The organism is Pseudomonas sp. PP3 (assembly GCF_905336995.1).
GTDB classification, from domain to species: domain Bacteria; phylum Pseudomonadota; class Gammaproteobacteria; order Pseudomonadales; family Pseudomonadaceae; genus Aquipseudomonas; species Aquipseudomonas reinekei.
In genome coordinates this window covers 219,093-234,406 of record NZ_HG995459.1, presented here as the reverse complement: position 1 = coordinate 234,406, position 15,314 = coordinate 219,093, and the positions used below count along the sequence as shown (strand labels likewise).

The following is a 15,314-nucleotide window of genomic DNA, read 5'->3' as shown; positions in this document are numbered from 1 at the left end:
ATGCGGTGACTGAACGTCCGCCCTCGCTGGCAAGCCAGCTCCTACAGGGGTCGGTGTAAACAAAAATGGCGATCCGCAGGGATCGCCATTTTTTACAACGGGCCGGCGTTACCGCACAGCCAGAATCGGACTGCCCAACCGCTCCAGCAACGTCGCCTGGGCGCTGCGCGGGTTCTGGTTGCCGGTCGGCGTGTTACGGATGTAACGACCGTCCGACTGCAGGCTCCAGCTGTGGGTGTTATCGGTGAGATACAACTCCAGCTCCTTCTTGACCCGCATGATCAGCTTCTTGCCTTCCACCGGGAAGCAAGTCTCGACGCGCTTGTCGAGGTTGCGCTCCATCCAGTCGGCACTGGAGAGGAACATCTGCTCGTCGCCGCCATTGAGGAAGTAGAAGACACGGGTGTGTTCCAGGAAACGACCGATGATCGAGCGCACGTGAATGTTGTGCGAAACCCCGGCAATGCCCGGCCGCAGGCAGCACATGCCACGTACGATGAGATCGATGCGCACGCCCGACTGACTGGCCTTGTACAACGCGCGGATGATCTTCGGATCAGTCAGCGAATTGAACTTGGCGATGATGTGCGCCGGTTTGCCGTCGAGGGCGAACTGGGTCTCGCGGGCAATCATGTCGAGCATGCCCTTCTTCAGGGTGAACGGCGCATGCAGCAACTTCTTCATGCGCAGGGTTTTACCCATGCCGATCAACTGGCTGAACAGTTTGCCGACGTCTTCGCACAAAGCGTCGTCGGAGGTCAGCAGGCTGTAGTCGGTGTACAGGCGAGCGTTGCCGGCGTGGTAGTTACCGGTGCCGAGGTGCGCGTAACGCACGATTTCACCGGCCTCGCGACGCAGGATCAGCATCATCTTGGCATGGGTCTTGAAGCCGACCACACCGTAGATCACCACCGCACCGGCCGCTTGCAGACGGCTGGCCAGCTGCAGGTTGGACTCTTCGTCGAACCGCGCGCGCAGTTCGATCACCGCCGTGACTTCCTTGCCGTTTCGCGCCGCATCCACCAGCGCATCGACGATTTCCGAGTTGGCGCCGGAGCGGTACAACGTCTGGCGCACCGCCAACACGTGCGGGTCCTTGGCGGCCTGGCGCAGCAGGTCGACCACCGGCGTGAACGACTCGAACGGGTGCAGCAGCAGGATGTCCTGCTTGCTGATCACGCTGAAGATGTTCTCGCTGTTTTGCAGCAGTTTCGGGATCTGCGGCGTGAACGGCAGGTATTGCAGCTCGCGCTGACTGTCCAGGCCGGTGATGCTGAACAGACGCGTCAGGTTCACCGGACCGTTGACCTGATACAACTCGGTCTCACTCAGGTTGAACTGTTTGAGCAGGTAGTCGGACAGATGTTTCGGGCAGGTGTCGGCGACTTCAAGACGCACCGCATCACCGTAGCGACGCGAAAACAGCTCACCGCGCAGGGCGCGGGCCAGGTCTTCCACGTCTTCGGAATCGAGCGCCAGGTCGGCGTTTCGGGTCAGGCGGAACTGGTAGCAGCCCTTGACCTTCATGCCCTGGAACAGGTCATCGGCGTGAGCATGGATCATCGACGACAGGAACACATAGTTGTCGCCGGCGCCGCCGACTTCTTCCGGGACCTTGATGATGCGCGGCAGCAGGCGCGGTGCCGGGATGATCGCCAGGCCGGAGTCGCGACCGAAGGCGTCGATGCCTTCGAGCTCGACGATGAAGTTCAGGCTCTTGTTCACCAGCAACGGGAACGGGTGCGTCGGGTCGAGGCCGATCGGGGTGATGATCGGTGCGATCTCGTCGCGGAAGTAACGGCGTACCCAGGTTTTGAGCTTGGTCGTCCAATGGCGACGACGGATAAACCGGACCTGATGCTTTTCCAGCTCCGGCAACAGTATGTCGTTGAGAATCGCGTACTGGCGGTCAACGTGACCGTGCACCAGTTCGCTGATGCGCGCCAGGGCCTGGTGCGGCTGCAAGCCATCGGCCCCCGCCTGCTCTCGGGCGAAGGTGATCTGCTTTTTCAGGCCGGCGACGCGAATTTCGAAGAACTCGTCCAGGTTGCTGGAGAAGATCAGCAGGAACTTCAGCCGTTCCAGCAACGGGTAGGACTCATCCAGCGCCTGTTCCAGCACGCGGATGTTGAACTGCAGTTGCGACAACTCGCGATGGATGTACAGGCTGCTGTCATCCAGACCGGGAATGGCAATCGCCGGCGCCGCCGGGGCGGGCTCGGTCACCGTCGCGGGTGGAGCAGGCTCCAGCTCCGGCGGTGTTTCGGCGATTTGCTCCACCACCGGCTGAGCGTCTTGTACGGCAACTTCCGTGAGTCCTTCGGTATTCATCACATGTTCCTGGGAGGGCTATTTTTGCTCTCGTAACAATTGAGCGGCACGAACGGCAAAGTACGTCAGGATGCCATCAGCGCCTGCACGTTTAAAGGCGGTCAGGGATTCGAGGATAACCCCTTCGCTCAACCAGCCATTCTGGATCGCGGCCATGTGCATGGCGTACTCGCCACTGACTTGATAAACAAACGTTGGCACTTTGAATTCTTCTTTCACACGGAAGAGGATGTCCAGGTACGGCATACCTGGCTTGACCATGACCATGTCTGCGCCTTCTGACAAGTCCGCCGCCACTTCGTGCAGGGCTTCGTTGCTGTTGGCCGGGTCCATCTGATAGGAGGCCTTGTTGGCCTTGCCCAGGTTCAGCGCCGAGCCGACTGCATCGCGGAACGGGCCGTAATAGGCGCTGGCGTACTTCGCCGAGTAGGCCATGATCCGCACGTTGACGTGACCGGCCACTTCGAGGGCTTCGCGGATCGCCTGGATGCGACCGTCCATCATGTCCGACGGGGCCACCACCTGAGCACCGGCTTCGGCGTGGGACAGGGCTTGCCTGACCAGTGCGTCGACGGTGATGTCGTTCTGCACGTAGCCTTCTTCGTCGAGGATGCCGTCCTGGCCGTGAGTAGTGAACGGGTCGAGGGCAACGTCGGTGATCACTCCCAGCTCTGGGAATTGCGCACGCAAGGCACGGGTCGCGCGCTGGGCGATGCCCTCAGGGTTCCAAGCCTCGGCGGCGTCCAGTGACTTCAGTTCTGCCGGGGTCACCGGGAACAGGGCCAACGCCGGAATCCCCAGCTCGACCCACTTGGCCGCTTCTTCGAGCAACAGGTCGATGGTCAGGCGCTCGACGCCCGGCATCGAAGCCACTGCTTCACGACGGTTTTCACCGTCCAGCACGAACACCGGCAAAATCAGGTCATCGACGGTCAATACGTTCTCACGAACCAGTCGACGCGAGAAATCATCGCGACGGTTACGGCGCAGGCGGGTTGCAGGGAACAAACGGTTGGCGGGGGTGAAGCTCACGGCAGACTCCTGAGCCCGCAGGCGTGCGAGCGTGACAGTTATAAGCGGCCATTATGACGAACGTGTGACAGTTGTGCGCACACCGCGACATGTAGCCGCATTCCATTGTCGTTGTAGGAAATGTTCACGTCGAGACACATTTGGACACTTTCCTGAATGTGTACGAAGGGTTAGGCTGCGCGTTCATTTCGCCAGCACCCAGACAATGCTCCAACAATTTCTGCATGACTTCGGCTACTTTGCCTTGTTCCTCGGCACGTTTTTCGAAGGCGAAACCATTCTGGTGCTCGCAGGCTTCCTCGCGTTCCGTGGATACATGGACATCAACCTGGTGGTGGTCGTGGCGTTCTGCGGCAGTTATGCCGGTGATCAGCTGTGGTACTTCCTGGGACGCAAGCACGGGCGCAAGTTGCTGGCGCGCAAACCGCGCTGGCAAATGATGGGTGACCGGGCGCTGGAACACATCCGCAAGCACCCGGACATCTGGGTCCTGAGCTTCCGCTTCGTCTACGGACTGCGCACGGTGATGCCGGTAGCGATCGGCCTGTCGGGTTATCCACCCGGACGCTACCTGTTGCTCAACGGGATTGGCGCGGCGATCTGGGCCACCGCGTTGGCGGCCGCCGCCTATCACTTCGGCGCGGTCCTGGAAGGCATGCTCGGCAGCATCAAGAAATACGAACTGTGGGTGCTCGGCGCCCTGCTCGTCCTGGGCCTGGGCCTGTGGCTGCGCCGGCGCTTCAAGAATGCCCGCCTGGCCAGACAGATCTACGCCGACGAGCAGGCCCTGAAAGCCGAACAGGCCAAGACCGGCGAAACTAAGCCAGTCGAGTAAAGCGGTTTCTGCAGCAGTAGAGACCGATACCGCTCAGCAGGCTGTAACTGATCAGGCCGATCCAGCCCACTGCGCTGGCCGGCCACAGCCCCACCCACGGTGCCAGCCACACCAGCGGCACGTTAGACGCCAGCCGCAGCAACTCCAGCTTCAACGCCCACGGGCGATTCTCCAGGGCCACGCCCAGCACGAACAATCCCAGTGCCACGGCGCCCCAACCCAGCACCAACGCGGCGGTCGGCAGGCTCGACTCCAGGTTCATCAAATAGCTGCCCAGAGCGATGTAGACACAGAACTGCATCAGCACGTAAAGCTGCTGGCGTCCGTCCAGCGGCACCTCGAATTTACGGAACTGGCTCAAGTCCGGTTTGTTCATCGGGTATTTGGCCGCCACGTCCGCCGGCCGCCAACCGGTGCGCATAAACCAGATCCGCAGCTTGTCCCAAGTGCTTTGCGTACGCCGCGCATCCGCCCACAACTGCGCGTAGAACTGCACGTTCGCCCACAGTGGATTCCAGCTCGCCAGCGGCGTGGTCACGCCGAAAATCACCGGTTCGTTGTCGTCCTCTTCCTGGAACGAGCCGAACAGACGGTCCCAAATAATGAACACCCCGCCGTAGTTGCGATCCATGTAGAGAGCGTTCTGTGCATGGTGAGCCCGATGATTGGATGGCGTGACGAAGAACCACTCGAACCAGCCGAGCTTGGGAATGTGCCGCGTATGCACCCAAAACTGGTACAGCAGGTTGAGCGCGGCGACGCTGATGAACACCAGCAACGGCACACCGACCACGGCCATGGGCAGGTAGAAGATCCAGCTCAGCAAAAAACCGGTGCTGGTCTGGCGCAGGGCGGTGGAGAGGTTGTAGTCCTCGCTCTGGTGATGCACCGAATGCGCAGCCCAGAGAATGTTGCGCTCATGGCCCATGCGGTGCAGCCAGTAGTAGCAGAAGTCATAGAACACGAAGGCGAATACCCAAACCCAGACGCTATCCGCCGAGAGTTCGAACAGCGCGAGGTGCTTGAGGGCAAACGCATAGGTGACCAGCCCCACGCCCTTGGTCAGCAGGCCCGTGGTGGTCGACAACACACCGGTGCTGATGCTGTTGATCGCGTCTGCCAGCCGATAGTGACTGACCCCGCGCCAGCGGTCGGCCACCAGCTCGATGGCAATCAACACAAAGAAAAACGGCACCGCATACAGAATGAAGTCCATGACGCGCCCTGATCGGAATCTTGAGGACAGATGCTAGGTGTAGCCGCGAATTAACCCTATGGCAACGAGTGACAAATTAGTGGACATTTAACGCCATGAATCTGGAGAAAAGCCCATGAGCAAAAAAGTTGCAGTGATCCTTTCCGGCTGTGGCGTGTACGACGGCGCCGAGATCTACGAGAGCGTCATTACCCTGCTGCGCCTGGACCAGCGCGGCGCGCAGGTGCAGTGTTTCGCACCGAACATTGCGCAGCTGCACGTGATCAACCACCTGACCGGCGAAGAAATGCCCGAGTCGCGCAATGTGCTGGTGGAGTCGGCGCGCATCGCCCGCGGCGAGATCAAGGACATCCGCGACGCAGATGCCGAAGACTTCGATGCGCTGATCATTCCCGGCGGTTTCGGCTCGGCCAAGAACCTTTCCAACTTTGCCATCGAAGGCACCGGTTGCACCGTGCAACCCGACGTCCTGGCTTTGACTGAAGCTTTTGCCGAAGCTGGCAAACCGGTGGGGTTGATCTGCATCTCGCCGGCGCTGGCGGCAAAAATCTATGGCCCGGGCGTGACCTGCACCATTGGCAATGATGCCGATACGGCGACGGCGCTGAACAAGATGGGCGCCACCCACCAAGAGTGCGCCGTCAGCGACATCGTTGAAGACAAGGCCCGCAAACTGGTAAGCACCCCGGCGTACATGCTGGCGCAATCGATCAGTGAGGCGGCGTCGGGGATCAACAAACTGGTGGACCGCGTCCTCGAACTGACTCACGAAAACGACGCCTGATCCCTCGCGGTGATTGATTCCTGTGGCGAGGGAGCTTGCTCCCTCGCCACAGAGGCTGCATTCGCTCAGGGTTTACGCGATAACCGCGTCAAAATCCGGTCCAGCGCATTGGCAAACGCCTGCTTCTCACGCTCGCCAAACGGCGCTGGCCCGCCGCTCATCTGCCCTTGCTCGCGCAAATCAGTGAACAGGTTGCGCACCGCCAGCCGGTCGCCCATGTTCTGCGCATCGAACTCCTTGCCCCGTGGGTCCAGCGCCGCAACGCCCTTCTTCACCAAACGGTCGGCCAGCGGTACATCGCTGCAAATCACCAGCTCACCGGGGACCGCGTGTTCCACCAGATAGTCATCGGCCGCGTCCGGCCCGCTCGGCACTACGATCAACTTCACCAGCGCCAGACCCGGTTTGATCTGTGGCTGCCCAGCTACCAGCACCACTTCGAATTGGCGTTTGAGGGCGAACTTCACCACCAGGTCCTTGGCCGCCCGCGGGCAGGCGTCGGCATCGATCCAGACACGCATCAGTTTTTCCTCTTCCAAAAAGCATCGCGGGCAAGCCACTCCCACAAGGTTAACGCTAAAACCTGTGGGAGCGGGCTTGCCCGCGATGATGAGCGCAGCGAATGCTGTTTAAGAAACAGCCACCCGCCGTTTCTCAGCCATCCAACTACGGCCATACAACACAGCAATCGCAGCAATCGCCACCGCCTGCGCGGTCAGCGAATACGCATCGGCATGAATCCCCAACCAGTCAAACTCAAAGAACGGCACCGGCCTGGTACCGAAGATCCCGGCCTCCTGCAACGCCTTCACGCCATGCCCGGCGAACACCACCGACAGCGCGCACAACAGGGCTGCGTTGATGCTGAAAAACAGCGTCAACGGCAGTTTCGCCGAACCGCGCAAAATCACCCAAGCCAAGCCCACCAACAGCACCAGCGCCGTGGCGCCACCGGCCAGCACGGCATTGTGACCAGCAGGACCGGCCTGCAGCCACAGGGTTTCGTAGAACAGAATCACTTCGAACAGCTCGCGATACACCGAGAAGAACGCCAGGATCGCAAAGCCGAAACGCCCGCCACCGCCCACCAGACTGCTCTTGATGTAATCCTGCCAGGCCGCAGCGTGACGACGGTCGTGCATCCACACGCCGAGCCATAGCACCATGACGCTGGCGAACAATGCCGTTGCGCCTTCAAGCAGCTCACGCTGGGAACCGCTGACATCGATCACGTACGCCGCCAGCGCCCAGGTCCCCAGACCCGCCAATAGCGCCAGGCCCCAGCCGACGTTAACGCTGCGCACCGCCGATTGCTGGCCGGTGTTACGCAGGAAGGCGAGAATCGCCGCCAGCACCAGAATCGCTTCCAGCCCTTCACGCAGAAGGATCAGCAAACCGGAAATGTAGCTCAGGGACCCGCTCAAACCATCGCTGCCCAACAAGCCGGCAGAGACTTTCAGTTTGGCCTTGGCCGCTTCCAGACGCTGCTCGACCTGCTCCACCGGCAAGCCATCCTGCAACGACTGACGGTAAGCCATCAGCGATTTTTCCGTGTCTTTGCGCACGTTGGCGTCGACGTTATCCAGGGAGCTCTCGACCAGTTCGAAACCTTCCAGGTAGGCCGCTACCGACAGGTCATAGGCCTGATCGTGCTCGCCGGCACGGTATGCCGCAACGCTTTTGTCCAGGGTCGCGGCGGTGTAGTCGAGCAATTGCGCCGGGCCACGCTTGACCTGCGGCGGCTGTGCCCGTTGTGCGCGGAAGGTCGCAGCGGCTTGCGGGCCTTCGACGGCCTGCACTTCGGCCGGGGTCTGGCGGGCCAGATCGGCAATGTTGTAGACCTTGTCGCCGCTGGCGGTCGCCGGATCGGCGCTGAAGCTGGCGATGTAGGTGGCCAGGTCCCAACGCTGACGATCATCGAGCTGATCGGCGAAGGCTGGCATGTCTGTGCCTTCCACGCCCAGGGCCAGGGTGTTGTAGATCGCGTAGAGACTCAGGTGATCCAGGCGCGCGTTATCACGCAGATTGGCCGGAGCCGGCGTCAGACCAACGCCCGCCGGGCCATCGCCCGCGCCGGTGTCGCCATGGCACACCGAGCAATGCTGGGCGTAGAGCGGCGCGCCTCGGGTCGGGTCCGGGGTGATGATCGGGGCTTGGCTGACTTCATAAGCCACCGCCAGTTTTGCGCCCAGTTGCCGCGCCTGACGGGCAACCTCGGCCCCCTCCTGACGCGCAGCAATTGCGCTGCGCAACGTGCCGATGCCCTGCTCCAGCGCAGCCTTTTCCGGTTTCGCCGGCATGGCCGCTACCAATCCTTGCAGGGCCTGGGCGAATTCCAGCTGCTCGCGGTACTCGGACTCGTTGACGACTTTGCCTGCTTGCACCGCTGCCGGGTAGTCCGCGCCGATGTAGTCGAGTAAATACAGCGCTTGCGGTGCGCCCTCCACGGTTTCGGCCAGCACATTGAAACTGTACAGAACGAACACCGGCGCTAGCAGCCAGGCCAGGAAACGGGACGGGGCAATCATGAACGAATCTCAATTGGAAACACGAAGTAACATATTGTTCACTCCCAATCAGTTTCACTCAAGCTTTGTTGTGCTTTGGTCGCAAGGTCGCCCCCTGGCTGATGGCACTTTATGAAATAAAGAAACCAAAAAGCCATTACATAGCCATCACCCCCACCTATAATGCCGCGCCTTTCTTATCGCGATACGGCATTTAAGCTCATTTTTTTATGAGGAATTGGCAGGACGCCCCGGCGCCCGTCAGTGGGTCCCCATCAGCCCGACCAGCAAGTGCGGCTGCTCAAACCTTCAGGGAAGAAACACCCATGGCATCCCGCGCCCTTATCTTCATCGCGCTCAGCGCCGTGACCTTGTTGTCCGGCTGAGGGCGAAGGCCAGGACACCAAACTGGTGAATGGCCGGGACATCAAAGTCTCGCTGAACCGCCCGCGCGTCGTGCGTGAAGTGTCCAAGGCATTGGGTGAGGATGTGGCCGCGCAGTTGAGCCAACAGCTGGGCGGCGGGAGTGAAGAACAGCCTGGGCAAGCCAGACAGCGTAACAACCTGCCGGCGGATACCGCGTCGGTGATTCTGCGCTAATGTCCGATACGAAAAAGGCGACCTGAAAAGGTCGCCTTTTTTGTGCCTGCTCACGAGCGGTACGGGGAGGCTTTATGTGGCGAGCAAGCTCGCTCGCCACCATGGAACGCTTTGGTTTTAAACGGCGGCTTTACGCAACGTTGCCATGAACGCTGCCGCGCCAATGAACAGCCCGGCAAAGGTGCGGTTCATGCGTTTTTGCTGCTTGGGGGTGCGCAACAGGCGAAGCACCTTGGACGCCAGCCCGGTGTACCCGGCCATGACGATCAGGTCGACGAAGATCATGGTCACACCGATGATCACGTACTGGATCAGCAGCGGCGCGTGCGGATCAATGAACTGTGGCAACACCGCCAGCATGAACACCAGCGCCTTGGGGTTGCTGATGTTCACCAGGAAGCCACGGAACACCAGTGCCATCGGCTTGCCAATCTGGCGAACCGCCGCGTCGTCGCTCATGTCGCTGGGCAACGCGCGCCATTGCTTGATCGCGAGAAACACCAGGTATGCCACACCGAACCATTTGATCGCATAAAAGGCCGTGGCAGAGGCGGTAAGAATTGCACCGACACCGGCGCCGACAATTGCAATCTGCACCGCAAGACCCAGTTGCAGACCGAGGGCGTTCCAGTAACCGCGCCAGAAACCGTATTGCAGACCGCTGGACATCGACGCAATGGCGCCGGCACCTGGGGACAGACTGATCACCCAGCACGCGGCAAAAAACGCCAGCCATGTTTGAAGCTCCATTGCACACCTCGACTCAGACTCGTGACAGACGTCTAAGCTAATGCGGCTTTGGGCCGATGACTACCGATTTTTTGTAGGAGATGGCGACTGCTGACCCGCGTTTACTGCTTCCTGGGCCCCATCGAAAGCAGGCTCGCTCGCACATTGCGACCACGTCACTGAGCAAGAGCGCGATGAACTACTTTTCAAACCCGCTCGAAGGGAATACATCGCTGCCGCGCCAACGCCGAACCGAACGCTGGAAGAACAGGCTGTTGGGCACTTGCACCATCGCACTGCCGGTACCGAGCTCTTCAGCTTCGATCAACGTGGTGTAGAGCAGATTGATCGCCACCACACGGCCCTTGACCCCGGGTTTGTCGGTGGTATCCACCAGTTCGACCACATCGCCAATGCGGAACGGGCCGACGGTGAAAATCAGGATCGCGCAGAGCAGGTTCGACAGCACGCTCCACATGGCGAAAAACGCCACCGCCGCGACCGCGACAAAACCGGACAACGCGGTCCAGAGCACCGTGGCCGAAACCCCGAGGCGCTCCAGGACGAAAATCAGCGCACTGCCCATGATCAGCCAGCGCAAGCCACCGCGCAGCGGCATCAGCAACTGTGGCGGAAACGGATAGCGCTCACCGAGGCGGGTCAGGCACTTGGCGACGAAACGCTGGGCGATGTAACCGGCCAGCAGGATCAGCAGGATTTGCACGCCGAGCAAGATCGGCTCGACCCACATGGCCGGCAGCGGCAACTTGAAGGCGTCCATCAGGACAGCGCCTCCAGCTCCGCCTGCATGCTTTCCAGCAGTTCCAGCGCTTCCATCCAGGCCTCTTCCAGCTCCGCTTCACGCACCTTCAGCCTGGCTTGTTCGGCCAGCAGATCACGCAATTCGTTCTTGCGCGCCGGTTCGTAGATATCGCTGTCGCCGAGGCTGGCATCGATCTTCGCCAGCTTCTCGTGCAGCTTGCCCAGTTCAGCTTCGAGCTTTTCCGCTTCGCGCTTGTGCGGCGCCAATTGCTGACGCAACGCAGCCGCGGCCTGGCGCTGGGCTTTCTTGTCGGTCTTGTCCGGGTTGACCGGGGTGTTGCTGACCGGCGCATTGCGCTGGCGATAATCCACCAGCCAACGGGTGTAGTCCTCCAGGTCGCCGTCGAACTCTTCGACCTTGCCATCCGCTACCAGATAGAAATTGTCGGTGGTGCTCTTGAGCAGGTGACGGTCGTGGGAGACCACCAGTACCGCGCCACTGAATTCCTGCAGGGCCATGGTCAGCGCCAGGCGCATTTCCAGGTCCAGGTGGTTGGTGGGTTCGTCGAGCAGCAACAGGTTCGGTCGGTCCCAGGCGATCAAGGCCAGCGCCAGGCGCGCTTTCTCGCCACCGGAGAAATTCAGCACTGGCTCGTCGATCCGCGCACCACGGAAGTCGAAACCGCCGAGGAAGTCGCGCAGGGTTTGTTCGCGCTCGGTCGGCGCCAGTCGCTGCAAATGCAGCAACGGGCTGGCCTTGGAGTCCAGCGAGTCCAACTGATGCTGGGCGAAATAACCAACGACAGTGTTCTCGCCACGGGTCAACCGACCCGCCAGCGGCGACAGCTCACCGGCAAGGTTTTTGATCAGGGTCGATTTACCGGCACCGTTCGGGCCGAGCAAACCGATTCGCGCACCTGGGGTCAGTTGCAGCTTGACCTTCTCCAACACGGCTTTGTCGCCGTAACCCAGGCGAGCGTCAGACAGGTCGATCAGCGGGCTGGAAATCTTCTGCGATTCACGGAAAACAAAATCGAACGGCGAATCGACGTGGGCCGCGGTCAGCTCTTCCATCCGCTCCAGCGCCTTGATCCGGCTCTGGGCCTGGCGGGCCTTGGTGGCCTGGGCCTTGAAGCGGGCGATGTAGCTTTCCATGTGCGCACGTTGCGCCTGCTGCTTTTCGTAGGCCTGTTGTTGCTGGGCCAGACGTTCGGCACGGGCACGTTCGAAGGCGCTGTAGCCACCGCGATACAGGGTGATCTTGCGCTGATCGACGTGGGCCACATGATCGACCACGGCATCGAGGAAATCCCGGTCGTGGGAAATCAGCATCAAGGTGCCGGGATAGCTTTTGAGCCACTCCTCAAGCCAGATGATGGCGTCGAGGTCCAAGTGGTTGGTCGGTTCGTCGAGCAGCAGCAGGTCCGATGGACACATCAAGGCCTGCGCCAGGTTCAGACGCATCCGCCAGCCACCGGAGAAATCCCCGACCTGACGATCCATCTGCTCGTTGGTGAAGCCCAGGCCGGCCAGCAACTTGCGCGCCCGGGCATCGGCGGTGTAACCGTCGGCGCTGTCGAGCTCGGAGTGCAGGCGGGCCTGTGCGGCACCGTCATGGGCCGCCTCGGCTGCCGCCAGGTCACGTTGCACCTGGCGCAGGCGCAGGTCGCCATCGAGCACGTAGTCGACCGCCAGGCGTTCGAGCGTGTCGACCTCCTGGCGCATGTGGGCGATACGCCAGTCGGCCGGCAGGAAGCAATCACCCGAGTCCGGGTGCAGTTCACCCCGAAGCAAGGCGAACAGGCTCGATTTGCCGGCGCCGTTGGCACCGATGAGGCCGGCTTTCTGGCCGGCGTGCAGGGTCAGCTCGGCGTCTTCTAGCAGACGTTGCGGGCCACGCTGTAAAGTCAGGTTCTGAAGTCGAATCATAATGGCGGCGGAGTCTACCAGCTTCGCTCGCAACTGGCGCGAGTAGCACTATGTCCTCTGACCTGTGGAGCTTTTCCCTGACCACTTATGCCCGCCCGGGCGTGGAGCAGGCGTGCCTGCAATTACAGGCGACGGGCGTCAATGTGTGCCTTTTGCTGTGCGCGGCATGGCTGGGCGAGCGAGGCATTGCCTGCAACGAACAACGCTTGCAGCAACTTCGCAACGTGGCCCGGACCTGGGACGCTGAGGTCGTGCAACCGTTACGGGCGTTGCGCATGCAATGGAAAGACGCGGCCATGAAGGACGCCGGGTTGCGCTCATTGCGTGAACAAGTGAAGACGCTGGAGCTGGAAGCCGAACGGCATCTGTTACAGCGACTGGAGCGATCGGCGCAAAATTGGCCGCAAGAAGAGACGACCGATCTATCGGCCTGGCTGGAAGGTGTGGCGGCAGACGCCGCCGACCTCGACCGCGACGCGCTGCATCAGCTGCGCGTCGCGGTAACCGGCACTTAGGAAGCGCTGGTTGGGGTGGTGGTTGCTGCACTCGGAACAGCGGCCGGCGTTGGCGCTGGCGAAGCTGTCGAGGTGGTAGCCGTCGAAGCAGGTGCTGCGGCTGGAGCCGGGGTGGCTGGCTTGGCAACAGGTGCAGTCGCAGGCTTGGCAGCAACCGGCTTTTTCACGACTGGTTTGGCTGCTGGTTTAGTAGCAGGTTTGGCCGCTGGTTTTGCAGCAGGCTTGGCAGCAACTGGCTTGGCAGCAGGTTTGGCTGCGGCAGGTTTGGCTGCACTGGCAGTGGCCGGTTTGGCAGCAGCGGCAGGCTTGGCAGCAGCCGTTTTAGCGGCTGGTTTAGCCGGTGCTTTTGCAGCAGGTTTAGCCGCTGGCTTGGCTGCGGTTTTCGCCGCAACCGGTTTGGCTGCCGGCTTCGCAGCAGGCTTCGCCGCGGCGGTTCGGGCAGCAGGTTTTGCGGCGGTTTTAGCGGCCGGCTTGGCAGCGGGTTTTGCGGCGGTTTTTACCGCTGGTTTTGTTGCTGGTTTTGCTGCAGCGGTTTTCGCCGCGGCAGGTTTTGCAGCTGCGGTTTTTGCAGCAGCAGGTTTGGCAGCCGCAGTTCTTGCAGCAGGTTTAGCGGCTGGCTTGGCAGCAGCCGTTTTAGCGGCAGGTCTTGCAGCAGGCTTGGCTGCGGCTTTCACCGGAGCTTTGGCAGCCGGTTTGGCGGCAGACCTGGCCGGTGCTTTTGCAGCAGCCGGCTTGGCAGCGGCTTTCTTCGCAGGGGCCGCAGCGGGCTTGGCCGCACGCAAGGACAACGCCTTGCCGACAGCCTCTTGTACACGACCAATGCCCTGCGCCAGTTTCAGGCTTTCTTGAGCGTCGCGCTTGAGTTGCAGAATGTAGCCACGAGTGTCCGACTGGCGCTCTTTGAGAGCATCAAGCAGGTCTTCGAGTTCTTTAACTCCATCCTTGGCTTTGGCTTGTGCCTTGGCCTTGCCGGCCGCCGCAGCGTCCTGCAATTTGGTACGGGATTTGTGCAGTTTTTCCTGCGCTTTTCCGCGCTGCTTTTCCAGCTTGGCGAGCAATTTTTCAGCATCAGCCAAGGCTTCGGAACAAGCGGTTTCCAGATGCTCGAGCAAGCTGCCCGAGAGTTGTTGAAGCAGGTGCAACGGAGTGTTTACTGGCTTCTTGGTGGCCGACATGGTTTACCTCCTGGCTGAAGTGAGTTGCGGCTCATACTAGACCTCTGCTGCAACCGCCGCTAGGGCATGTTGACACTATCGAAAGCGGTGTGTTGCAAACCAACGAAAATCTTCTTCGTCGACGCAAAAAGCAGTTCACCGTTTAGTCTGTTCACACTGGCATAATCGCCCGCATCTCAGGTCGGAGAGTGCCGATGTCGCGCTACCTTTTTTTATCGTTGTGCGTAGTTTTTTCCGTGGCCCAGGCCGCAGAAAAAAACCAGGAAAACGACGCCCACGATCTCGCTTACAGCCTGGGCGCGAGCCTCGGCGAACGCTTGCGCCAGGAGGTTCCCGACCTGCAACTCAAGGCGCTGGTCGAAGGCCTGCAGCAAGCCTACCAAGGCAAACCATTGGCGTTGAAAGACGAACAGATCGAGCAGATTCTCACCGAGCACGAAGCGCGGGTGGCCATGCAATCACCGGCACCGCAAAGCGAACTGGCACTGGAAAACGAGCAACGATTTCTCGCTGCGGAAAAAGCCAAACCCGGTGTCCGTGAATTGGCCGATGGAATCCTGCTGACAGAACTGGCCCCCGGCACTGGCGCCAAGGCCGGACCGAATGGCAAGGTGCAGGTGCTGTACATCGGTCGCCTGCCTGACGGTTCAGTGTTCGACCAGAACAGTCAGCCGCAGTGGTTTAGTCTCGATAGCGTAATCAGCGGCTGGCGCAGTGCGTTGCAGCAAATGCCGGTCGGCGCAAAATGGCGCCTGGTGATTCCTTCAGCGCAAGCCTATGGAGCGGACGGTGCCGGTGACCTGATTGCGCCTTTCACACCCCTGGTGTTCGAGGTCGAATTACGCGGCGCTACCGGCTGAAAGCAGAAATGAAAAACGGCGTGCCTGGGGCACGCCGTT

General features: G+C 60.9%; 13 protein-coding genes and 1 pseudogene. 5 read left to right on the top strand and 9 right to left on the bottom strand.

Annotated elements, in window-relative coordinates:
* Window positions 1–108: 108 nt before the first annotated feature.
* Window positions 109–2,331: a polyphosphate kinase 1 gene (gene ppk1 / locus KHO07_RS01025; protein ID WP_212626273.1), complete on the bottom strand. Its 2,223-nt coding sequence runs from the start codon at window positions 2,329–2,331 to the stop codon at window positions 109–111.
* A gap of 18 nt (window positions 2,332–2,349) precedes the next feature.
* Complete coding sequence (gene hemB, locus KHO07_RS01020; protein WP_212626272.1) at window positions 2,350–3,363, bottom strand: porphobilinogen synthase; 1,014 nt, start codon at window positions 3,361–3,363, stop codon at window positions 2,350–2,352.
* Between the two features lie 205 nt (window positions 3,364–3,568).
* Here hemB and KHO07_RS01015 point away from each other — a divergent pair, with 205 nt between their 5' ends.
* Entirely contained in the window at window positions 3,569–4,198 is a 630-nt protein-coding gene (locus KHO07_RS01015; protein WP_150734060.1) for a DedA family protein, read from the top strand.
* Here KHO07_RS01015 and KHO07_RS01010 read toward each other — a convergent pair.
* On the bottom strand, window positions 4,182–5,414 hold the full coding sequence (locus KHO07_RS01010; protein WP_150734059.1) for a sterol desaturase family protein: 1,233 nt from the start codon (window positions 5,412–5,414) through the stop codon (window positions 4,182–4,184). The two genes, KHO07_RS01015 and KHO07_RS01010, sit on opposite strands and share 17 nt — an antisense overlap.
* A gap of 115 nt (window positions 5,415–5,529) precedes the next feature.
* Between KHO07_RS01010 and elbB the strand changes: the two genes are divergently transcribed.
* A complete protein-coding gene (gene elbB, locus KHO07_RS01005; protein ID WP_150734058.1) occupies window positions 5,530–6,198 on the top strand; it encodes an isoprenoid biosynthesis glyoxalase ElbB in 669 nt (222 codons plus the stop codon).
* Between the two features lie 65 nt (window positions 6,199–6,263).
* Here the strand turns inward: elbB and KHO07_RS01000 are convergent, their stop codons facing one another.
* Together KHO07_RS01000 and KHO07_RS00995 are read right to left on the bottom strand one after the other, a co-directional pair.
* Window positions 6,264–6,719 (bottom strand): YaiI/YqxD family protein, encoded by a 456-nt coding sequence (locus KHO07_RS01000; RefSeq protein WP_075946435.1) that lies wholly within the window; start codon window positions 6,717–6,719, stop codon window positions 6,264–6,266.
* Window positions 6,720–6,827: 108 nt separating this feature from the next.
* Window positions 6,828–8,726, bottom strand: coding sequence for an FTR1 family protein (locus KHO07_RS00995; RefSeq protein WP_212626271.1), 1,899 nt, complete (start codon window positions 8,724–8,726; stop codon window positions 6,828–6,830).
* Between the two features lie 366 nt (window positions 8,727–9,092).
* Between KHO07_RS00995 and KHO07_RS00990 the strand changes: the two are divergent.
* Window positions 9,093–9,305: pseudogene (locus KHO07_RS00990) on the top strand (penicillin-binding protein activator LpoB); the annotation flags it as partial.
* Window positions 9,306–9,422: 117 nt separating this feature from the next.
* On the opposite strand, the gene rhtB reads toward KHO07_RS00990, so the two are convergent.
* The 3 genes from rhtB to KHO07_RS00975 form a co-directional block, all read right to left on the bottom strand.
* Complete coding sequence (gene rhtB / locus KHO07_RS00985) at window positions 9,423–10,055, bottom strand: homoserine/homoserine lactone efflux protein (RefSeq protein WP_150734056.1); 633 nt, start codon at window positions 10,053–10,055, stop codon at window positions 9,423–9,425.
* Between the two features lie 178 nt (window positions 10,056–10,233).
* Window positions 10,234–10,815 (bottom strand): mechanosensitive ion channel family protein, encoded by a 582-nt coding sequence (locus KHO07_RS00980; protein WP_212626270.1) that lies wholly within the window; start codon window positions 10,813–10,815, stop codon window positions 10,234–10,236.
* A complete protein-coding gene (locus KHO07_RS00975) occupies window positions 10,815–12,725 on the bottom strand; it encodes an ATP-binding cassette domain-containing protein (RefSeq protein WP_150734054.1) in 1,911 nt (636 codons plus the stop codon). Before KHO07_RS00975 ends, KHO07_RS00980 begins: the two co-directional genes overlap by 1 nt.
* A 50-nt stretch (window positions 12,726–12,775) precedes the next feature.
* Between KHO07_RS00975 and KHO07_RS00970 the strand changes: the two genes are divergently transcribed.
* Window positions 12,776–13,240, top strand: coding sequence for a TIGR02444 family protein (locus KHO07_RS00970; RefSeq protein WP_212626269.1), 465 nt, complete (start codon window positions 12,776–12,778; stop codon window positions 13,238–13,240).
* Here KHO07_RS00970 and KHO07_RS00965 read toward each other — a convergent pair.
* On the bottom strand, window positions 13,237–14,415 hold the full coding sequence (locus KHO07_RS00965; protein ID WP_212626268.1) for an AlgP family protein: 1,179 nt from the start codon (window positions 14,413–14,415) through the stop codon (window positions 13,237–13,239). The two genes, KHO07_RS00970 and KHO07_RS00965, sit on opposite strands and share 4 nt — an antisense overlap.
* A 194-nt stretch (window positions 14,416–14,609) precedes the next feature.
* Here KHO07_RS00965 and KHO07_RS00960 point away from each other — a divergent pair, with 194 nt between their 5' ends.
* A complete protein-coding gene (locus KHO07_RS00960) occupies window positions 14,610–15,275 on the top strand; it encodes an FKBP-type peptidyl-prolyl cis-trans isomerase (RefSeq protein ID WP_150734051.1) in 666 nt (221 codons plus the stop codon).
* Window positions 15,276–15,314: the final 39 nt, after the last annotated feature.